At 71.3% G+C, this 19,716-nt stretch carries 16 protein-coding genes; 12 read left to right on the top strand and 4 right to left on the bottom strand.

Annotation, left to right across the window (positions count from 1 at the left end):
- The first annotated feature begins 60 nt into the window (after positions 1 to 60).
- The 4 genes from E1285_RS05000 (at position 61) to E1285_RS05015 (ending at position 4,494) form a co-directional block, all read left to right on the top strand.
- A complete protein-coding gene (locus E1285_RS05000; RefSeq protein ID WP_132148520.1) occupies positions 61 to 1,608 on the top strand; it encodes a BBE domain-containing protein in 1,548 nt (515 codons plus the stop codon).
- 148 nt (positions 1,609 to 1,756) lie between these two features.
- Complete coding sequence (locus E1285_RS05005; protein ID WP_132148522.1) at positions 1,757 to 3,007, top strand: alpha/beta hydrolase family protein; 1,251 nt, start codon at positions 1,757 to 1,759, stop codon at positions 3,005 to 3,007.
- Between the two features lie 33 nt (positions 3,008 to 3,040).
- Positions 3,041 to 3,595, top strand: a complete 555-nt coding sequence (locus tag E1285_RS05010) for a hypothetical protein (protein ID WP_132148524.1) — start codon at positions 3,041 to 3,043, stop codon at positions 3,593 to 3,595.
- Positions 3,596 to 3,693: 98 nt separating this feature from the next.
- Positions 3,694 to 4,494 carry a VOC family protein gene (locus tag E1285_RS05015; RefSeq protein ID WP_132148526.1) on the top strand — a complete coding sequence of 267 codons (801 nt, stop codon included), beginning with the start codon at positions 3,694 to 3,696 and terminating at the stop codon, positions 4,492 to 4,494.
- An 11-nt stretch (positions 4,495 to 4,505) separates the two neighbouring features.
- Here E1285_RS05015 and E1285_RS05020 read toward each other — a convergent pair whose 3' ends face one another.
- The gene (locus E1285_RS05020; protein ID WP_132148528.1) at positions 4,506 to 5,000 is read right to left on the bottom strand and encodes a hypothetical protein; all 495 of its coding nucleotides are present in this window, start codon (positions 4,998 to 5,000) and stop codon (positions 4,506 to 4,508) included.
- Between the two features lie 26 nt (positions 5,001 to 5,026).
- Positions 5,027 to 5,905 carry a DUF4231 domain-containing protein gene (locus tag E1285_RS05025; RefSeq protein ID WP_132148531.1) on the bottom strand — a complete coding sequence of 293 codons (879 nt, stop codon included), beginning with the start codon at positions 5,903 to 5,905 and terminating at the stop codon, positions 5,027 to 5,029.
- A gap of 318 nt (positions 5,906 to 6,223) precedes the next feature.
- Here E1285_RS05025 and E1285_RS05030 point away from each other — a divergent pair, with 318 nt between their 5' ends.
- The 4 genes from E1285_RS05030 to fxsT all read left to right on the top strand — a co-directional run bounded on the left by E1285_RS05030 (position 6,224) and on the right by fxsT (position 13,947).
- On the top strand, positions 6,224 to 6,403 hold the full coding sequence (locus E1285_RS05030) for a hypothetical protein (RefSeq protein ID WP_132148533.1): 180 nt from the start codon (positions 6,224 to 6,226) through the stop codon (positions 6,401 to 6,403).
- A gap of 44 nt (positions 6,404 to 6,447) precedes the next feature.
- Positions 6,448 to 8,730, top strand: coding sequence for an FxsB family cyclophane-forming radical SAM/SPASM peptide maturase (locus E1285_RS05035; RefSeq protein WP_132148535.1), 2,283 nt, complete (start codon positions 6,448 to 6,450; stop codon positions 8,728 to 8,730).
- Positions 8,731 to 8,803: 73 nt separating this feature from the next.
- Entirely contained in the window at positions 8,804 to 10,006 is a 1,203-nt protein-coding gene (locus E1285_RS05040) for a TIR-like protein FxsC (protein WP_132148537.1), read from the top strand.
- 14 nt (positions 10,007 to 10,020) lie between these two features.
- Complete coding sequence (gene fxsT, locus E1285_RS05045) at positions 10,021 to 13,947, top strand: FxSxx-COOH system tetratricopeptide repeat protein (protein WP_132148539.1); 3,927 nt, start codon at positions 10,021 to 10,023, stop codon at positions 13,945 to 13,947.
- On the opposite strand, the gene E1285_RS05050 is transcribed toward fxsT, so the two are convergent.
- Together E1285_RS05050 and E1285_RS05055 are read right to left on the bottom strand one after the other, a co-directional pair.
- Positions 13,933 to 14,823 carry an alpha/beta hydrolase gene (locus tag E1285_RS05050; RefSeq protein WP_132148541.1) on the bottom strand — a complete coding sequence of 297 codons (891 nt, stop codon included), beginning with the start codon at positions 14,821 to 14,823 and terminating at the stop codon, positions 13,933 to 13,935. The two genes, fxsT and E1285_RS05050, sit on opposite strands and share 15 nt — an antisense overlap.
- Before the next feature lie 105 nt (positions 14,824 to 14,928).
- On the bottom strand, positions 14,929 to 15,603 hold the full coding sequence (locus E1285_RS05055) for a TetR/AcrR family transcriptional regulator (RefSeq protein WP_132148543.1): 675 nt from the start codon (positions 15,601 to 15,603) through the stop codon (positions 14,929 to 14,931).
- Between the two features lie 140 nt (positions 15,604 to 15,743).
- Here E1285_RS05055 and E1285_RS05060 point away from each other — a divergent pair, with 140 nt between their 5' ends.
- The 4 genes from E1285_RS05060 to E1285_RS05075 all read left to right on the top strand — a co-directional run bounded on the left by E1285_RS05060 (position 15,744) and on the right by E1285_RS05075 (position 19,699).
- Complete coding sequence (locus E1285_RS05060; protein ID WP_132148545.1) at positions 15,744 to 16,958, top strand: YncE family protein; 1,215 nt, start codon at positions 15,744 to 15,746, stop codon at positions 16,956 to 16,958.
- Positions 16,959 to 17,156: 198 nt separating this feature from the next.
- Complete coding sequence (locus tag E1285_RS05065; RefSeq protein ID WP_132148547.1) at positions 17,157 to 18,221, top strand: FUSC family protein; 1,065 nt, start codon at positions 17,157 to 17,159, stop codon at positions 18,219 to 18,221.
- Positions 18,222 to 18,272: 51 nt separating this feature from the next.
- Positions 18,273 to 19,013, top strand: a complete 741-nt coding sequence (locus E1285_RS05070; protein WP_132148549.1) for a PIG-L deacetylase family protein — start codon at positions 18,273 to 18,275, stop codon at positions 19,011 to 19,013.
- On the top strand, positions 19,010 to 19,699 hold the full coding sequence (locus E1285_RS05075) for a 4-carboxy-4-hydroxy-2-oxoadipate aldolase/oxaloacetate decarboxylase (protein ID WP_132148551.1): 690 nt from the start codon (positions 19,010 to 19,012) through the stop codon (positions 19,697 to 19,699). The genes E1285_RS05070 and E1285_RS05075 overlap by 4 nt, the downstream gene beginning before the upstream one ends.
- Positions 19,700 to 19,716: the final 17 nt, after the last annotated feature.

Raw genomic sequence — 19,716 nt, forward strand, 5'->3', positions numbered from 1 at the left:
GGTTTGCGGGGAAGGACCCTTCGCGGTGCTGATTCGAGGCGCGCGGAGGCGGTGCTCCCCATGGGCGAGATCCCGACACTTCCCACGACTGTCGTCCGGCCTGGCGACAAGCGGTATCCGGCGCTCAGCCGGGGGTTCAACCAGCGGTGGATCGCCGCGCCGGAGTACGTGCGGCTGGTGCGGACGCCGGAAGAGGCCCGGGCGGCACTGGCCGAGGCCGTGAACGAGGTCCCCGCGGACCCGGCGCGGACGCGGATCACGGTGAAGGCCGGCGGGCACTGCTACGAGGACTTCGTCTGCGGCGCGGACGTGCGGGTGATCCTCGACGTCAGCCCGATGTGCGGGGTGTCCTACGACAGCGCCATGCAGGCCTACTGCGTGGAGGCCGGGGCGACGAACTGGCACGTCTACAGCCACCTGTATCCGGTCAGCGGGAAGGCGCTGCCCGGTGGGTCGTGCTATTCGGTGGGGCTCGGCGGGCACATTCCGGCGGGCGGGTTCGGGCTCCTGTCGCGGCAGCACGGGCTCACCGTCGACTACCTCTACGCCGTGGAGGTGGCGGTGGTGAACGCCGATAAGACCGTCAGACTCGTCGTGGCCAGACGAGACGACGAGGACGAGCGCCTGGCCGAGTTGCTGTGGGCGCACACCGGGGGAGGCGGCGGGAACTTCGGCGTCGTGACCCGTTTCTGGTTCCGGGGGTTGCCCGAGCCGCCGAAACAGGTGCTCCTGACCGCGCTCGCATGGGACTGGAAGGACTTCACCAAGGACGAGTTCGCCGGACTCGTGACCGCGTACGGGGAGTACTTCCACCGGCACCAGGACGCGGCCTCGGCGTCGGGAAAGCTGTTCGGGCTGCTCAAACTCAACCATGTGAGCAACGGCCAGATCGGGCTTCTGGCCCAGGTCGACGTGGACGACCCCGACGGGCCGCAGGCGATGACCGACTTCATCCAGGCCGTCGATGGCCGGATCGGGCCGCCGGCGACGAAGATGAGGTCGGTGATGGGCGAGCATTTCGTCCACATGGACATCCCCCGGGTGATGCCCTGGCTGACGGCCGCCCAGGCGCTGAACGCCAGCGGGGAGAACCGCTGCGGGAAGTACAAGTCGGCCTACCTGAGGAAACCGTTCACGGAACAGCAGATCAGCGCGATGTGGGCCTACCTCGGCAAGGAGGAGTACACCGGCTACGTGAACAAGCAGGCGCTGATCCAGGTCGACTCGTACGGCAGCGCCATCAACAGGCCCTTGCACGACACGGCGGTACGTCAGCGCGATTCCGTTCTGAAGCTCCAGTACCAGGTCTACTGGACGAGGCAGGACGCCGACGAGGACACGCACATCGCATGGATCCGCGACACCTACAAGGCGACGTTCGCCGAGACGGGCGGCGTGCCCGTGGCGGGCGGCGACGCCACGGACGGCTGCTACATCGGGTATCCCGACGCCGACCTGAACGACGGCCGGTGGAACGAGTCGGAACAGTCCTGGGAGACGCTCTACTACAAGGACGCCTACGCGAAGCTGCAGGGGATCAAGCGGCACTGGGACCCGCTGAACGTGTTCCGGCACGCGCAGTCGATCCGGCCCGGACCGGAATCTTGACCGGAACCCCGTGACGCGGAGTCACGGTTCATCTCACCTTTATTGCATTCGTTGACAATACTTGCGGGTGTGACTGCGGGGACAGTAGCTTCGTCGAGCGAGTGGATGGAGTGCCGGGCCCAGGCGGCCTGAGCCGGCTGGGGAGTCCATGAAGAAGCGTACCGACCGGAAGATCGCCATCGCGGGCACCGCGGCGGCGGCCGTGCTGCTGCCCGCCGTCATGGTGGGCCTGGCGCAGGCCGGCGTAGGGGTGCCGAAGGGCAACTCGGAGGCCGCCGGCAACTCCGATCCGGTGCCCTCGTTCGGCCCCGCGACGCAGCCTTCGGCGCCCGGGGCGTCGGCGTCGCCCTCGAAGCGGGCGAAGCCGGCGAGCCTGCCCGAGGTGCCGGCGGGCACCGACCCGTTCGGGACGGGCGGCTCGCCCGCGCCCAACGACCCCGACCGCAACGCCGCCAACCACGGCAAGAAGCCGAAGCTGCCGCCGGGCAGCGGGTCCGGCAAGTACGACAAGGCGCCGAACGGCGCCACCATCACCGGTATCAAGAAGCTCAACCCGCGGATCTTCGACGTCACCATCGCCTCTCCCGCGCTGGGCGCGAAGGTGAAGACCCGGGTGATGACTCCGAAGGGCTGGAAGGCCGGCTCCGCCAAGACGTGGCCGACCGTGTACGCCTACCACGGCGGCAGGAACAACTCCTCGTCCTGGATCAAGGACTCCGACATCGAGCAGGTCGTCGGCCCGTACAACGCGCTGGTCATCATGCCCGAAGGCGGCTCGAACGGCTCGTACGCCAACTGGTACAACGGCGGCAAGGGCGGCATCCCCGAGTGGGAGACCCACCACATCCGCGAGGTCATCCCGCTGATGGAACGCAACTTCGGCGCCGGGTCGACCCGCGCGGCGATCGGCCTGTCGTCGGGCGGGCAGGGCGCGATCATCTACGCCGAGCGGCACCGCGGGCTGTTCAAGTACGCCGCGTCCTACAGCGGCGCCCTCAACATCAGTGCTCTCGGCATGCCGGCCATCCTCACGAGCATGAACGGGGACGCGGGTACCGCGATCTGGGGAGACCCGATCACCGCGCGGGCCAACTGGCGCGCCCACGACGCGACCGTGAACGTGGCCAAGCTCAAGGGCGTCGGCGTCTACGTCTCGTCCGGCAACGGGCAGCCCGGCCCCTTCGACGACCCCAACACGCCGCCCCACCATGCGGGCCGCATCGGCGAGCAACTCTCCGGTGTGATGACCCAGAACTTCGTCGCGGCGGCGAAGAGGGCGGGCGTCCCGGTCACCTCCAACCTGTACGGGCCGGGCATGCACAACTGGAAGTACTGGAAGCGTGAGCTGAGGCGCAGCTGGCCCACCATCGCCTCCGCCATCGGGGCCCGCAAGTCCTGACGCCGCCGGGCCCGGCCAGTAGCGTGTCCGGCGATGAAGGGATTCGCGCGGCGGGAGTTCCAGCTCGTGCTGCTCCGCCGGATGGCCGACTACCAGCCGGGCCTCGTCGAGGACGCGATGCGCGAACTGGGCGCGTCCCGGACCGAGATGCGGGAGGTCAACGCCCGCTGGCAGCGCATCCTGCGGTCCCGTTCGTTCCCGCGCGGCCTGCGCCGCTACGAGGCCGTCCTCGGGCCGCCCGCCGGGACGCGGGAGCAGCGGATCGGCGACGTGGCCTGCGACGTCGCCTGGTGGCCGCCGCTGCCCCTGTGGCCCGGTCTGCGCTTCGAGATCATGATGGCGCCGGGCGGGCCGGTCCTGCACGAGTGGCTCGTCCGCGGCGAGGGCGTCCCCGCACCTCGGCTGGACACCGTCGGCGACCTCGTTCCGTGGTCCTGCGTGGTCGGCGACGTCGACGGGCGTTTCGGGACGGTGGCCCAGCAGGACGGCGACGTGCCGAGCCGCTGGCACGCGACCCTCACCACGCCCGACGGCACCTTCGCGGCGCACTTCGTCTGGGGCCTGCTACAGACCGTCACCAGCATCTGAAACATTGAGGCGGGCTTGGCGGTTTCCGAAAACGGAGATTGCGCACATGTCCCTAGCGTGAAAGGCATGCGAGCTTCGAGGGGTCTGCCATGCCCGAGATGAACGGATTTCCCCCGGGTTACGCGTCATGGGCGGAGCTGGCCAGCTCGGACATGGGGAAATCCAGGGACTTCTACGGCGCGCTGTTCGGCTGGGACACCTACACGCTGACCGCCCCCGAGGTGGGGGAGTTCGAAGTGTTCACCCTCGGTGGCATCCAGGGACCCGAGATCGGCGGGATGTACGGGCTCGCCGACGACTCGCTGCGCTCGGCCTGGACGATCTACTTCCGCACCGACGACCTCCCGGCCACGCTCGACGCGGTCCGCGCCGCCGGCGGCCAGGTGCTCCTCGAACCGATGAACCTCGCCGACCTCGGCCGGCTGGCCCATTGCACCGACTCCCAGGGCGCCGACTTCGCCCTCTGGGTGGCCTACAACCTCAAGGGCGCCGGCGTCGTCGACGAGCCGTCCGCGATGTGCTGGGTCGAACTGGCGTGTTCCGACATCGAGGAGGCCCGCCGCTTCTACGGCGAGGTCTTCGGCTGGAAGGCCGTCGACCGCCCCTACGCCCGGCCCGTCTACACCAACTGGAAGGTCGGCGACTGGGCCGTGGCGGGCATGGTCTCCCTGGACGAGCGGTGGCCCTCGGACGGCCTTCCCCGCTGGACCCCCTACTTCTGGGTCTCCGACTGCGACGCCTCCGCCGCGCGGGCCGCCGAACTCGGCGCGCGCGTCCGCATCCCGCCGACCGACATCGAGCCCGGCCGCTTCTCCATCCTGACCGACCCCGCCGGCGCCCGCCTGGCCATCTTCACCCCCGCGGCCCCGGACCTGCGCGCGTACAAGGAAGCGCCCTGACCCACGGTCGGTCACCCGCCTGCCGGCGTTCCGGTGCGCCGCGCGCCCGCGGGCCAGATGACGTGCACGGTCACGCCGGCCGTGCGGGCGTTCTCGACGACCTCGGCGGTCCCGCCGGGCCCCTGCGCCGGCGTCCCGTCCCAGACGGCGATGAGATGGTCGGCGCGGTCGAGCATCTTCACGCCGGCGTCGCGGTAGGGGCCTGGGCCGGGTCGGGCGTGCGCCAGCGCGCGAACGCGTGACGCGCGTGCCTTCAGCTCCTCGAAGCCGCCCCGCGCCGGGGTGCCCAGCGCCGCGGCGTAGCCGGTGGCGGGGACGATGACCTCCAGATCGCCGCCCAGTTCCAGGACGGCGCGAGCGAAGATCTGGTCGGCGCCGGCGGCCAGGCACGACACGCCCGTGAACTCCCGCGCGGGTCGTGCGCGGAGCCGCCCGCGGATCGCGGCGTCCACCAGGGCGGTGGTCCGCTCGTCGAGATCCCGGTGACCGGTGATGGCGATCCGCATGGGCCTCCTCCGTCGCGCAGGGTGATTCAGGCGTGGGACGCCCACCAGAGGGTGTGTTCCCGGGAGATGGCCTCCTCGACCTCGTCGACGAAGTGCGCCCATTCCGGCTCCGAATCCGGCCACTCGACCCGCGAGGCGACCTCGGCCAGCTCCTGTGCCGCGATGCCGTACGCGGTGGCGAGCTGCTGATGCTGGCGTGTCTGCACCCAGGCCAGGCCGCCCGCCGCGAGGGCCGCCACGATTCCCGGCAGGTCGAGGCCGAGCATTCCCACCGCGTTGAGGACGGCGGCGATCAGGCCGAACGCCTCCAGAGTGGCCAGGAACACCGACCAGCGCGCGACGCTGCGCCCGTGCTCGGCCGAGCGCCGGCTGTACCAGCGGTACTGGTCCTCGATCCGGCCGGCCCGGTACGCGCGCCTGCGCACGTCCAGGTCGCACGCCCGCAGCTCCCGCATCTCGTCGGTGACCTGGAGCCCGCCGGCGTCGTGGTCGACGACCAGCCGGCTCAGGTTGCCGCGGATCACCGAGAAGCGGTGCAGCAGCAGCGACTCGGCGGCGCGGTCGTCCACGTCGTTCACGCCGAAGGGCTGGCCGGCCACCGCGAACCGCCAGGCCAGGGTCTTGGCGGACTCCGCCGCCGCCCTCGACTCGTACCACTGCCGGTCGGGCCGCTCGGTCAGCAGGTAGACCTCGATGACCAGGCCGATGCCGAGCCCGGCCGCCGCCAGCAGGGCCGCCGCGTCGACCCGGCTCACCTGGAACGTGAGCGTCCCGAGCACGGCGGCGGTGAGCAGCGCTCCGAGCCGCAGCGCGGTCGCGACGAGCAACCGGTGCTGCCCGGTCGCCGCGCTCGTGTCCGCCGCCCGAAAAAGCGCTGGATAATGTGATTCGGCGAGTGCCTCCACACTTCGAGTGGAAAGGCGTCTTTGCCGCGCGTCAAGGTTGTGGGTAAAAGTCCACTCTGGGGGTGTCCCACTGTGGTCACCGGCGCGGTGAACCCGCCCGGCCGGGACGTGCGTCGAACCGGCATCCGGTCACTGACCGAGAACAGATTCTACATCCTTGTTGCGGGGGGCGGGTCACTATGGGAATGTCCCGGGTACGGTTCGTTCGGGCCTGCATAAAGCTTGGCCAGGGACGTCCCAAAAGGCCGCCTGCACGATAGTCGGCCCACGGATGGGCATACTGTCGTCACGTACTGTAACCATGCGAATGGACAACTCATGATCACTATTGAAGAAGCGGGCGCGCCGGAAATCACCGACCTGCGGGACCTGCCTCCGGGCGAACTGGCGGTCGCCCCCGAGACCGCCGACATCGTGGCCAGATTCACCCGCGCGAACGAGATGAACGGGGACGGTTCCGAGGCCGTCCGGGTCGCGGCGTTCAACTCCTTCATCTGATACCACGCCACATACATAACGAACACAACGAACACAACGACGCCATGCCTCCGCCAGCCCTGTTCCGGCAATTCGTGCTCAAGGTGCACAGCAGATGTGACCTGGCCTGTGACCATTGCTACGTATTCGAGCATGCGGACCAGAGCTGGCGGAGGCGCTCCGCCACGATGTCCGTGCAGACCATGGAGCGCGCGGCCGCACGCATCGCCGAGCACGCGCGCACCCACGAGCTGACCGAGGTCTGCCTCGTGCTGCACGGCGGAGAGCCGCTGCTGGCCGGGCCCGACCACCTGCGCGCCCTCATCACGGCCCTGCGGGCCCCGCTCCGCGACGTCTGCGACATCGACCTGCGGATGCACACCAACGGCGTCCTGCTGGACCGGCGGTTCTGCGACCTGTTCCGCGAGCAGGGCCTCAGGGTGGGCATCTCGCTCGACGGTGACAGGGCGGCCAACGACCGGCACCGCCTGTACCGTGACGGGCGCAGCAGCTACGACAAGGTCGTCCGCGCCATCGACCTGCTCCGGGCCGACTATCCCGACCTCTACTCCGGGCTGCTGTGCACCATCGACGTCGCCAACGACCCGATCGCCGTCTACGAGGCGCTCGTGGCGCACGGACCGCCCGCGATCGACTTCCTGTGGCCCCACCACACCCGGGAGCGGCCGCCCCCCGCGCCGTCGCCCGCCTACGGCGACTGGCTGAACGCCATCGCCGACCGCTGGCTGCGGGACGGCCGGCCGGTGCCGGTGCGGGTCTTCGACTCGATCATCAGCACGGCGCGTGGCGGCCCCAGCTTCACCGAGGCGCTGGGGCTGGAGGCCGGCGATCTGCTGGTCGTGGAGACCGATGGCGGCTACGAGCAGGCCGACTCGCTGAAGACCGCCTTCGACGGCGCCCCGGACACCGGGATGGACGTGTTCCGGCACTCGGTCGACGACGCCGGGCGGCACGCGGGCGTCGGGGCACGGCAGGGCGGGCTGGCGGCCCTGTGCGAAACCTGCCGGGCCTGCCCGGTCGTCGGCACCTGCGGCGGCGGGCTGTTCGCCCACCGGTACGCCGCCGACGGCTCCGGCTTCGCCAACCCCAGCGTCTTCTGCGCAGACCTCCGGGCGCTGATCGGCCACGTCCAGGACCGGACCACCCGCGCGCCGCACCTGCTGCCGCCCGCGGTGGTGCGGTCGGTGGCGACGGGGCACGGCGACCGGGCGGCGATCGCGCGGCTCGGCACGGCGCAGGCGGTGAGCCGCCGGAGCCTGATCGCCGCGGCCGGCGCCGCCACCGCCCCGTCGGAGGCGTGGGAGGTCATCAAGCGGATCGGCGCCGCGGACGGCGACGCCTACGACTGGGCCCTGTCGCATCCCTACGTGCGGGCCTGGACCGTGGAACGGCTCCACGCCCTGAACCCGCCGGGCGGCGCGGGGCCGCCAGGCGGACCGGCACCCGATGACGGACTGCTGGCCACCGTCGCGTGCCTGACGGCCGCGCGGGCCGTCCAGAACGTCACCCTGACCGTCCCGGTGCGCGACGGCGCCGTCTACTTCCCGGGGATCGGGCGCCACGAGGTGCCGGGCAGGCGGGAGACCACGGTCCGCGTCGACGCCGGCCGGCTGGATGTCGACGGCGCCGTGCGGTTCGAGCCCGTCCGCCGCCTCACCGCCGGCGCGTTCACCGTCGCGCTCGACGACCTCGACCCGCTCCGCGACCGCCACGACCACCCCGCCGCGGGGCGGCTCGGCGCGGCGGAGTTCGCGCGGTGGCAGACCTTCTTCGCGGAGGCGTGGACGCTCCTGGAGAAGGAGTACGCGGAGTACGCCCCCGCGGTCGCCGAGGCGCTGACCACGATCGTGCCGCTCGACCCGCCCGCGTCCGGTGCCAGCGCCAGCTCGGCGGCCCGGGACGCCTACGGGTCGGTCGGGATCGCGCTGCCGGGCAGCCCGGCGATGCTGTGCCTGCTGATCCTGCACGAGTTCCAGCACGTGAAGCTCGGCGCGGTCCTCGATCTCGCCGACCTCTACGACAAGGCCGACCGCCGCCTGTACCACGCGCCCTGGCGCCGGGACACGCGTCCCCTGGAGGGGCTCCTGCAAGGCACGTACGCCCACGTCGCCGTCGCCGACTTCTGGCTCCGGCGGACCCGGGACCCCGACCCGGGCGTCGCCGCCGAGGCCGCCCGGCACTTCGGCGACTGGTACCCGAAGACGCTCGAGGCGACCCGCACGCTCCAGGAGTGCGGGGCCCTGACCGGGCTCGGCGAGCAGTTCGTCGAGACGATGCGCCGGACCCTGGCGTCCTGGGACGCGCCGGCCCGGCCGTCGAATCGGTAAAACTGCACATTTGACAGGCTGTAATCTCGCCGCTCCTGCCGCTATACATTGATGAAACCTCCGAGGGAGCGGCATGGCGGGAAGAAGGCAGGCGGAAGAGGCGCGCCCGCACTTCTTCTTGAGCTATGCCAGGCCACGCTACCGGCCCGAGGACGGCGACCGCTGGGTGGCCAAGTTCTTCAATGATCTCTGCCAGGACATAAGCCAGGCTACGGGCGCACATAATCCCGGTTTCATGGACAGGCAGATCGGAGTCGGCACCGAGTGGCCGGACCAGCTGGCGGACGCGCTGGCGAACTGCCGGGTCTTCGTCGCGCTGTTCTCCCCCGCCTACTTCACCAGCGCGTACTGCGGCAAGGAATGGGCGGCGTTCCTGAGCCGTTACCAGGCGCAGACCGCCGGGCTGGACAGCCCGCCGGCGATCATCCCGGCGCTGTGGACGCGGATGAGCATGGGAGAGATCCCCGAACCGCTGCACAGCATGCAGAACATCCCGCCTGAGTTCCCGCCCGCCTACGGCACCGAGGGCCTCTACGGGATCATGAAGCTGGGCCGGTTCCGCGAGCAGTACAAGGAGACCGTGCTGCGGCTGGCCACCGTCGTCAAGGACCGGGCCGCCGAGTGCGCCCTTCCCTTCAGCGAGGTCCCGGCGCTGGCGACGGTGCAGAGCCCGTTCTCCGACGCGACGCCCGGATCGCCGCGTCCCGCCGTCCGGCTCACGCTGGCCGCGCAGGCGATCGGTCAGCTGGCACCCGGCCGGGACCCCTACTACTACGGCCGGACGCCCCGCGAGTGGACGCCGTTCCGTACCGAGAAGCACACGATGCCGATCGGCTCGTTCGCCGCGCAGGTGCTCAGCGAGCTCGGACACGAGTCCATCGTCGAGACCGCGGACGAGTCGCCGCAGGACCCGATGGACGCGCCCGGGGTGCTCGTCGTCGATCCGTGGGCGGTCAAGGACCGGGTCATCGGCAAGCGGCTCCAGCAGATCGACGGCGACCGCGACCCGGCCCCCCTCCTGGCGCCGTTCAACTACGAGGATCCGGAGACGGCGGAGCGCGCCGACGCGCTCGGCGCGGACCTGGCGGAGGTACTGCCCAACGCGAGCGCGGTGAAGGGCTCGGCCCCGCGTGTCACCTCGGCCCGAGCGTTCCGCGACGTGCTCCCCAAGGCCGTCAACGAGGCGCTCACCCGGCATCTGAGGACGACCGACGTCCATCCGCCGCAGGCCCCGCCCTCCACATCCCGGCCCACACTCCGGGATCCGGAGTCCTAGGCGAGGAGATCTCCATGGCGAACACCGGAACGATCGTCACCTTCTACTCCTACAAGGGCGGCACCGGGCGCACGAGCGCGCTCGCCAACGTCGCATGGATCCTGGCCGCAGCCGGGCAGAAGGTGCTGGTCATCGATTGGGACCTGGAATCCCCCGGGCTGCACAAGTACTACCATCCGTTCCTCGACCAGGACATCCTGACCTCGACGCCCGGGGTCATCGACATGCTCGACGAGTACTCCTGGGCGACGACGACCAAGCACGAGGACGACCGGCGGGACTGGCACCGTGAATACGCGCGGGTGCTGCGGCACGCGGTGACCCTGGACTGGGAGTTCCCCGGGGACGGGACGCTCGACTTCATCTCCGCCGGACGCCAGAACAGGAACTACTCCTCGCTCACCCGCACCCTGGACTGGGACAACTTCTACGGGCGGCTCGGCGGCGGCCAGTTCTTCGACGCGCTGCGCGAGGACATGCGGCGGCACTACGACTACGTCCTGATCGACAGCCGCACCGGGTACAGCGACATCGCCGACATCTGCACGCTGCAGTTCCCCGACATCCTGGTGGACTGCTTCACGCTCAGCTACCAGAGCATAGACGGCGCCGCCGACATCGCCATGAACATCGACAGGCGCGACCATGTGCGGCCCATCCGCATCTTGCCGGTTCCCATGCGCATCGACTTCGGCGAGAACGCGAAGGTGGAGGCGGGCCGCGCGTACGCCCGCGCGCGTTTCGACCGCTTCCCGCGCGGCATGTCCCGGCAGGACGCGAACGGCTACTGGCTCTCCATCGAGATCCCGTACCGGCCCTATTACGCCTTCGAGGAGACCCTCGCCACGTTCGGGGACGCGCCGGGCTCGCCGAACTCGATGCTCGCGGCGTTCGAGCGGCTCACCAAGGTGATCACCGATGGGTGGGTGAGCGAGTACTCGCCCATCGACGAGGAACTGCGGCTCGCCACCCTCGAACGGTTCACCCGGCGCGGCCCCGCGGAGATCTCCGACGTCCTCATCAGCTACGCCTCCGCGGACCGGCCGTGGGCCGACTGGATGGCGCTGGTGCTCGGCCGCGCCGGGTTCCGCGTCACCGCCCGCAGCGTCGACGCGGCGGCGTACGACGTGCCGGACGACGAGCCCGCCGGGCCCGGTGAGCACACGATCGTTCTCGTGTCACCCGACTCTGTGCATTCCGCGCAGGCGCAGCGGGTGTGGGACCCGCTCGGCGGCCGCACGGCGGCCCCGCACCGCCGGCTGACGGTCGTCCGGGTCCAGGGCGCCGCGCTCGGCTCGGCGTTCGGCGACCGCGTCCCGCTCGACCTCACCGGGCGGGGGGAGCGCGGCGGCGCCGAGGAACTCGTGCGGGCGCTCGGCCGGCCGGGCTACACTTTCGACCACCCGGCCGAGCACTCCCGGGTCGGGCCGCGCTTCCCCGGCGCCGCCCGGACCGCGCCGGCCATCTGGAACGCCGACCGGCGCAACGCCGTGTTCACCGGCCGGGGCCGGCTCCTGGAGGCGATCCGGGACGAACTGCTCGGCGCCACCCGGCGGATCGTCGCGCCGATCGCCCTGCACGGTCTCGGCGGCGTCGGCAAGACGCAGGTCGCCCTGGAGTACGCCCACCGGTTCAAGGCCGACTACGACCTCGTGTGGTGGATCAGCGCGCAGTCGACCGACTCGATCCGCAGCGCGCTCGCCGGCCTCGCCGCCCAGCTGGAACTGCGGGTCGGCGACAGCCTCGCCGACGCCGCCGGCGCGGCGCTGGAGGCGCTGCGCCGCGGCGAGCCCACCTCCCGCTGGCTGCTCATCTTCGACAACGCCGACGACCCCGAGGAACTGGCGTCCTACCTGCCCGGCGGCGACGGGCACGTCCTGATCACCTCCCGTGACCCGGCCTGGACCCAGCTCGCCACGCCGCTGGAGGTGGACGTGTTCACCGAGAGCGAGGCCGCCGAGCACCTGATGCGCCGCGTCCAGGAGATCTCCGAGGAGAACGCACGCAAGATCGGCAAGGCGCTCGGGCACCTGCCGCTGGCGATCGAGCAGGCCGCCGCCTGGCTCGCCTCGACGTTCATGCCGGCGAGCGAGTACCTGGACGAGCTGGAGCACGAGACCGCCTCCACGCTGGAGCGCAGCGGCGAGTCCTTCCCCCAGTCGGTGGCGATGACCTGGAGCGTCACGTTCCGGCAGCTGCGCGAGGCGTCCCCGGCGGCGGCCCGGCTGCTGGAGCTGCTCGCCTTCTTCTCCTCCGAGCCGATCGCGCTCGACCTGGTCTACAGCAAGGAGGCGGCCCGTATCCTGGCCCGCCACGATGAGACGCTCCGCGACAAGCTCGTGATCGGCAAGCACGTCCGGGAGATCAGCCGGTTCGCGCTCGCCAAGGTCGACCAGGGCAACAAGTCCATCCAGGTGCATCCGCTCGTCCAGGCCGTCATCCGGCACGGGCTGGACCCGGACGTCGCCGAGGCGAGCCGCCACGACGTGCACAGGATCCTGCTGGGGGCCCGGCCGCAGCACGGCGACACCGACGATCCGGTCAACTGGCCGAATCTGGAGGAGATCCTGCCGCACGTGAAGCCCTCGGCCGCGGCGCAGTGCGATGACGAGGACGTACGGCAGATGCTCACCGACCTCGTCAGGTACCAGTGGAAGCGGGGCGTGTTCGACAGCGCGATGGCCGCCGGGCGGGAACTGGCCGCCGAGTGGAGCGGGAAGCTCGGCCGCGACCACTGGCAGTGGCTGTTCCTCCACTCGCAGATCGCCAATGTGCTGCGCTCGCAGGGGCGCGTCGACGAGGCGTACGAGCTCGACAGCGACGTGCTGCGGCGGCAGCAGCAGTCGGCGGCGCTGGGCCCGACGCACCCCCACACGCTCATCACGGCGAGCAACCTGGCCGCCGACCTGCGGGCGAAGGGCAGGTTCCAGGAGGCGCTCGCCCTGGACAAGCGCACGTACGAGCAGGCCGCCGAGCCCTGGGGCGAGGACCATCCGCGCACGCTGATGGTCGCGCACAACCTGGCACTCGACTACCGCCTCACCGGTGACTGGCAGAGCGCCTACCGTTACGACAAGCACGCCCTGGAGCAGCGCCGCATCCTCCTCGGCGAGAACCACCCGTACACGCTGTTCTCCGAGTCGAACCTGGCTCGGGACCTGCGGGAGTCCGGGCACTTCGACGCGGCCGTCGACATCCTCCGGGACGTGTACCGCAGGTACCTGGACGTCATCGGCGACCAGATCCTCGACACGCTCCGCACCGGCAAGCACCTCGCGCGGTCGCTGCGCAGGGCGGGTCTCCGGGAGGAGGCGCTGGTGCTGGCGGAGGAGATCTACGCCCGCTACCAGCGGTACTTCCCGGAGTCGCCGGAGACGATGCCCGCCGACCTGGAGGTCGCGGCCTGCATGTCCGATACCGGTGACCTGGTCGGGGGCCGGGACCGCACCCGCGCCGCGCTCGCCAGGTACCGGGGCGTGATGGGCGACGACCACCCCTACACCGCGATGATCGAGAACAACCTCGGATACCACCTGCGCCGCACCGGCGACCTGGAGGAGGCCTGCGACCGCACGGAGCGGGCGTTGTCCGAGCTCACCCGGATGCTCGGCCCCGAGCATCCGTTCGTCCCGCTCGCCGCGGACAACGTCACGAACTGCCTGGGCGACGCGGGGCGCTTCGCGGAGGCCGAGGCGCGGGAGCGGGGCGCGATGGTCATGCTGTCGCGGCTGCTGGGGGACGACCATCCCGACACCCACACCTGCCGGTCCAACCTGTCGATCACGCTGGAGGGGATGGGGCGCGTCTCGGAGGCGAGAGAGCTGCGCGAGCGGGCGGCCGCCGGGCTGCTGGTCCTCGCCGAGAGGCATCCGCACCCGGTCATCGCGGAGGTCCGCGACGGCGTCCGCGTGGACCGGGACCTGGAGCTACAGCCGCTCTGAGCGGTGGTCTCCCGGCCGGGCGAGCCAGGTCAGCACGTCCGGGAGGACGTTGAACGCGCCGAAGTGGGCCGAGCCGGACTGGACGACGACGGTCGAGGTCGGGATCCGGTCGGCGAGCCAGCGGGAGTGCCCGGCGGGGGAGAAGGTGTCGTTCGCGCCGTGCCACAGCATCGTCGGAACGACGATGTCGCCGAGTTCGAAGCCCCACGGCGCGCAGAAGGCGAGCAGGTCGTCGATCCAGCCGTCGGCGGACGTGCGGAACGCCTCCGTGAACGTCTCCAGCAGCATCCTGCGCATCCCCGACTGGAGGACGACGCGGCGGTCCGACTGGGGCAGTCCGGCGTAGAGGTTCGCGACGTGCTGGGCCGGGTTCGCCCGGATCCGGTCGGCGATCGAGTGCAGCCTGGCCGAGACGAGCTGCCCCTGGCCCCGGACGGCCATGTACTCCCTGGTGTTGGACGGCGCCATCCCCTCGAACCAGTCCAGGCCCTCCGCCTGCGCGGGCGCGAGCCCGACCAGCGCCGCGGCGCGGGTGGCCCGGCCGGGGAGCAGGGCCGCGCAGGCGAGGGCGTGCGGGGCGCCGCCGGAGCGTCCGAGGACGGCGAACTCCTCCAGGTCGAGGACGTCGGCGAGCAGCCGCACGTCGGCCGCGATGTCGGCGACGACACGTCCGGCCATCCGGTCCGAACGGCCGTAGCCGGGCCGGTCGAAGGTGATGAGCCGGACTCCGAGCTGGTACAGGACCATGGGCCGCGGCACGGGGCCGAGCCTGCTGCCGGGCGTGCCGTGCAGGAGGAAGACCGGGAAACCGGTCGGGAGGCCCCACTCGTCCACGGCGAGTTCTCGTCCGTCCGCCGTGGAAACGACCTTCGTCAAGATCGTCCTCCGTCCCCCGGGCGCCGGCCGGAAAGGTCCCCGTCCCGCTTCTAGCCGAACTTCTCGGTGCGCGTCAACGGGGGTAAGGGCGTGCTGACGGAGGATCTATCCATCCCTGCCGGTGAGGCGTGGCCCGCCGTCGGCGGCGTGGAGGCGGCCCAGGAGCAGGAGGACGAGTTCGTCGATCAGGTCGTCGAGGCTGGCTTCCACCCAGCCGGCGTCCCAGTCGTGCAGGAGGCCGGTGATGCTGCCGGTGAAGGCGGCGGCGGCGATGCGGTAGTCGCGGGCGGCGATCTCGCCGCGTTCGGCGGCGGCGGCCGCCTCGGCGCAGATGAACTCGATCCAGCGGGCGCGGCGGGCGAGGCGCTGGCGGTCCATCCGGGGGCTCACGCCGATGACCTCGACGAAGGCGATCCGGATGCGGGCGCGGTCGGCGGTGATGCTCGCGGCGTAGGCGCGGAAGAGGCGGGCGGTGCGTTCGGCCAGGGGGAGCCCGGCGACGTCCGGCAGGGTGGTGACGACGGCCTGCTCGGCGGTGTCGTTGACCTCCAGGTGCAGGTCGGCGAGGAGGTCCTCCAGGGAGTTGAACTCCTCGTAGAACTGCCGGGTGGACAGGCCGGCCGCCTCGCTGAGGCCCGCGACGGTGGTGGCCCGGTAGCCGGCGCCGCGGCCGAACAGTTCGAGGCCGGCGTCGAGGAACCTGCGGCGCCGCTCGGCGCGCCGCTCCGCGGCCGACCTGCCGCCGTATCTGCCGGTCGGCGTTGCGCGCCTGCCTGCCACGTCGCTCCCTCCGGCCGCCCGAGACGGCATTTTGCCGCAAATGGGCCTTGTGGCGAGCGGCCTCTTGTCTTACCGTCCAGTAACCAAGTCAGAATACAGCCGTTTTCAGACTGGAGACCAACCCCCAACCGGAGGTCGTCATGCACTCCCTCAGTCTCCGCAGACCTGCCGCGCTCCTCGTCGGCGTCCTCCTGGCGGCGGTGACGGCGCTGGCCGGCGGCGTCACCCCCAGGGCCGAGGCGGTGCAGCTGCGGGACGTGATGGCCGTCGGCAACGGCCAGGGCGGCACCGTCAGCTTCATCGACACCGCCACCTACGAGAACATCGGCTCGATGAACCTCGTGCCGGACCTCCAGGAACGCCTGGACGCGATGAACGTGGTGGAGCGCATCGGCTACGAGGTCGTCAACAACATCCAGGGCTACACCAAGCTCGTCGACGACATGGCCGTATCTCCCGACGGCACGACCATCTACGTCTCGCGGGGCGCGCTGTCGGACGCGGTCGCGTTCGACATCGCCACCAAGGAGATGCTGTGGCGGCGCAAGACCGAGGGCTTCAAGGCCGACCACGCCGCGCTGTCCCCGGACGGGACGAAGTTCGTCGTCAGCGCCACCACGGCGAGCCATGCCGAGGTGATCGACACCGCGACCGGCGAGCTGGTGGCGACCTTCGGCACCGGCGCCTACCCGCACGCCAACGACTACTCGCCCGACGGGTCGGTCCTCTACAACTCCAGCATCGGGATCACCTCGCTGCCCAAGGTCCTCAACGGGCTCAAGGGGTCGAGGGCGGTCACCGCGGTCGACCCGGACACGTTCGAGCACGTGCGCACCTACGAGTTCGATTACGGGATCCGTCCCGCGGTCTTCACGCGCGACAACAAGACCATGTACGCGCAGCTCTCCTACCTCAACGGGTTCGTCGAGTACGACCTGGAGGCGGGCCGGATCAAGCGGACCGTGGAGCTGCCGCTGAGCGACGAGGCCGCCGCGATGAGCCCCGACGACTACCCGCAGAACTCCGCCCACCACGGTATGGCGATGAACGCCGCCGAGAGCAAGCTGTGCATGGCGGGGACGATCAGCGACTACGTCTCGGTCGTCTCCCGGCCCGGCCTGACCACGGACGGGACCGTGCACTACGAGACCGGCGCCCTGCCGTACTGGACGCAGACCGGCCCGAACGGCAATGACTGCTACGTCTCGCTCTCCGAGAAGAACCAGATCTCGGTGATCGACTACCGGACGGCCAAGGAGGTCGCCCGCATCGACGTCGGCCACTACCCGCAGCGGGAGCGCCCCGCCAAGCTCACCCCCGAGGCGGTCGGCTCGCTGGACCCGTCCAACGGCTGACGCCCGCACGTCGCGAGCCCGCACGTCGCGAACCCGCACGTCGCGGACTCGCACCCGCGAACCGGGCCATCGCGCGGCCCGCCGAGCCCCCACCCCCTCGGCGGTCCACGCGGTGGCCCCCGCGCGTCCGGCGCGGTTTGGCGGCCGGTCCGGGGGAACCGTGCCCCGGTGCGAATCGGTGGACTCCGCAATCATCTGATGCCCTTCGCCGGGCGCCGCTACTGGGAAGAGCGCCTCAAGCTGACGGTCAAGGCCGTCATCGCCGCGGTCGTGGCGTGGGTACTGGCGAAGCTCGTGGTCAACGATCCGCAGCCGTACTTCGCGCCGCTGGCCGCGCTGCTCGGCGTGTACCCGACGGTCGTCCGGTCCGTCCGGGAGAGCTTCGCCTACGCGGCCGGGTTCGTGCTCGGCGCGGGCATCGCGATACCGGTCGGGCTGCTGATCGGGCCGACCACGGCCGGGATCGTCGTCGTGCTCGTCGTCGCCATGATGGCCCAGGGGTGGCGCAGGCTCGGCGAGCAGGCGCCCCAGGTGGCGTTCGTCGCGCTCTTCGCGCTGCTGCTCGGCGGGGAGCGGGTGGTCGAGTACACGCTGCCGCGCCTCGCCGACGTCACGATCGGGCTGGCGGTCGGGCTGGCCGTGAACGCGCTGGTCTTCCCTCCGCTGTACCTGCGGCGGGGGGAGTACGCCGTCCAGGAGTTGCGGGACACCCTGACCGATGCCCTGGAGACCCTCGCCGCGGAGGTCGTCGACCCCGAGGAGGGCCATTCCCTGTGGGACGAGCGCGAGTCGCGGCTGCTGGCGGTCCAGGAGCAGGCGCGGTACTCGGTCGAGCAGGGCGAGAGCAGCCTGCGCGCCAATCCGCGGGCGAGGTGGTGGGGGTACTCGGTCCGCTGGCGGGACGTCCCCGGCCAGTGGGCGCCGCCCCGCCAGCTGAACGCGCTCGAGAACGTCATGTCCTACACCCGCTCGATCGCCGGGACCCTGCGCCTGGTGGCGGAAGCCGACGGGGAGGGCCCGTGGGTCGAGGCGGCGTTCCGGCGGGACTTCGCCGCCCTCCTGCGGCGGGTGGCCGGCTTCGTCCCGCAGATGCCCGAGACGCTGGACGAGGAGGCTTTCGCCGAGGCCGAGCGGATTCAGGACGAGCTGGAGACCCCCCATCGCAGCCCGGGGACGGACCCGCCCGGGCTCTGGGACCCGCAGAAGGAGCTCCTGCGGCTCAGCCGCCTCCTGCTCGACCAGGTCCGCCGCCGCGGCGCCTAATGTTCGCAGGATTGTTGACAATTTAGGTTACAAGGCGCAGAGTGTGGTGCCATGAGTGCCGACACCCCGTCCCGCCCCCTTCTGGTGATCAGTGCGCATGCCGGTGACTTCGTGTGGCGCGCCGCGGGCGCGATCGCGCTGGCCGCCGAGCGCGGCGACCGCGCGAAGGTCGTGTGCCTGAGCTTCGGCGAGCGCGGCGAGTCCGCCAAGGCGTGGCGCGAGGGCAGGGGGCTGGAGGAGATCAAGGGGATCCGGCGCGGCGAGGCGGAGGCCGCGGCGGCGGAACTCGGCGCGGAGATCGAGTTCCTGGACGCCGGGGACTACCCGCTGGCCGAGACGCCGGAGCTGGTGGACCGGCTCGTCCGCGTCTACCGGGACTTCGAACCGGCGGTCGTGCTCACCCACACCCTCGCCGACCCCTACAACGGCGACCACCCGGCGGCGGCGCGGATGGCGCTCCAGGCGCGGGTGCTGGCGCAGGCGATCGGGTACGACGCGCCCGGCGAGCCGCTCGGCGCCCCGCCGGTCTTCTTCTTCGAGCCGCACCAGCCGGAGCAGTGCGACTTCAGGCCCGACGTGCTGCTCGACATCACCCCGGTGTTCGAGCGCAAGCGCAAGGCCATGGAGCGCCTCCCCGCGCAGCAGCACATGTGGGACTACTACACCGACCTCGCCAAGCGGCGCGGCGTGCAGCTGAAGCGGAACGCGGGCCCGAACCTGGGGCTCCCGCACAGCACGATGGCCGAGGCGTACGTCCGGCTGTACCCGCAGACGACGGGAGTCCTGGCGTGAGGACGGTCGTCGTCACGAACACGCCGCGCGCCGACGCGGCCGCGGCCGGCGCGCTCGCGGGGTTCGGGGTCGCGACCGTCCACGAGGCCATGGGGCGGACGGGCTATCTCGGGCCGTCCATCCGCCCGGTCCACCTGGGGTCGCGCATCGGCGGGACGGCGGTGACCGTGCTGTCGTGGCCGGGCGACAACCTGATGATCCATGTCGCGGTCGAGCAGTGCCGCCCCGGCGACGTGCTGGTCGTGACGACCACGTCGCCGTCCACCGACGGGATGTTCGGCGAACTGTTCGCGACCGCGCTCCAGCACAGGGGCGTGCGCGGTCTCGTCATCGACGCCGGGGTCCGGGACGTCGCGGAACTGCACGCGATGGGCTTCCCGGTGTGGTCGGCCGCCGTGAGCGCGCAGGGCACCGTGAAGGCGACGCCGGGTTCGGTGAACGTCCCGGTGACGATCGGCGGGCAGGTCGTCCGGCCGGGTGACGTGGTCCTCGCCGACGACGACGGGGTGCTGTGCGTCCCGCGCGAGGACGCCGCGGACGCGATCACCGCCTCGAAGGCCCGCGAGGAGAAGGAGGCCGCGACCCGGGAGGCGTTCCAGCGCGGCGAACTCGGCCTAGACCGCTACGGGCTGCGCGACCGGCTGCCCGGGATGGGCATCGAGTACGTGGAGTACACCGAACCGTGAGCACCGAACCGTGAGGG

The sequence above is a fragment of the Actinomadura sp. 7K507 genome (assembly GCF_004348425.1).
Taxonomy (GTDB): Bacteria; Actinomycetota; Actinomycetes; order Streptosporangiales; family Streptosporangiaceae; genus Spirillospora.

Excerpts from the sequence above, each read along its gene's own strand:
- E1285_RS05005 (WP_132148522.1), top strand. The coding sequence starts at position 1,757 with ATGAAGAAGCGTACCGACCGGAAGATCGCCATCGCGGGCACCGCGGCG.
- E1285_RS05070 (WP_132148549.1), top strand. The coding sequence starts at position 18,273 with ATGAGTGCCGACACCCCGTCCCGCCCCCTTCTGGTGATCAGTGCGCAT.
- E1285_RS05000 (WP_132148520.1), top strand. The coding sequence starts at position 61 with ATGGGCGAGATCCCGACACTTCCCACGACTGTCGTCCGGCCTGGCGAC.
- fxsT (WP_132148539.1), top strand. The coding sequence starts at position 10,021 with ATGGCGAACACCGGAACGATCGTCACCTTCTACTCCTACAAGGGCGGC.
- E1285_RS05010 (WP_132148524.1), top strand. The coding sequence starts at position 3,041 with ATGAAGGGATTCGCGCGGCGGGAGTTCCAGCTCGTGCTGCTCCGCCGG.
- E1285_RS05065 (WP_132148547.1), top strand. The coding sequence starts at position 17,157 with ATGCCCTTCGCCGGGCGCCGCTACTGGGAAGAGCGCCTCAAGCTGACG.
- E1285_RS05035 (WP_132148535.1), top strand. The coding sequence starts at position 6,448 with ATGCCTCCGCCAGCCCTGTTCCGGCAATTCGTGCTCAAGGTGCACAGC.
- E1285_RS05015 (WP_132148526.1), top strand. The coding sequence starts at position 3,694 with ATGAACGGATTTCCCCCGGGTTACGCGTCATGGGCGGAGCTGGCCAGC.
- E1285_RS05040 (WP_132148537.1), top strand. The coding sequence starts at position 8,804 with ATGGCGGGAAGAAGGCAGGCGGAAGAGGCGCGCCCGCACTTCTTCTTG.
- E1285_RS05060 (WP_132148545.1), top strand. The coding sequence starts at position 15,744 with ATGCACTCCCTCAGTCTCCGCAGACCTGCCGCGCTCCTCGTCGGCGTC.
- E1285_RS05020 (WP_132148528.1), bottom strand. The coding sequence starts at position 5,000 with ATGCGGATCGCCATCACCGGTCACCGGGATCTCGACGAGCGGACCACC.
- E1285_RS05030 (WP_132148533.1), top strand. The coding sequence starts at position 6,224 with ATGATCACTATTGAAGAAGCGGGCGCGCCGGAAATCACCGACCTGCGG.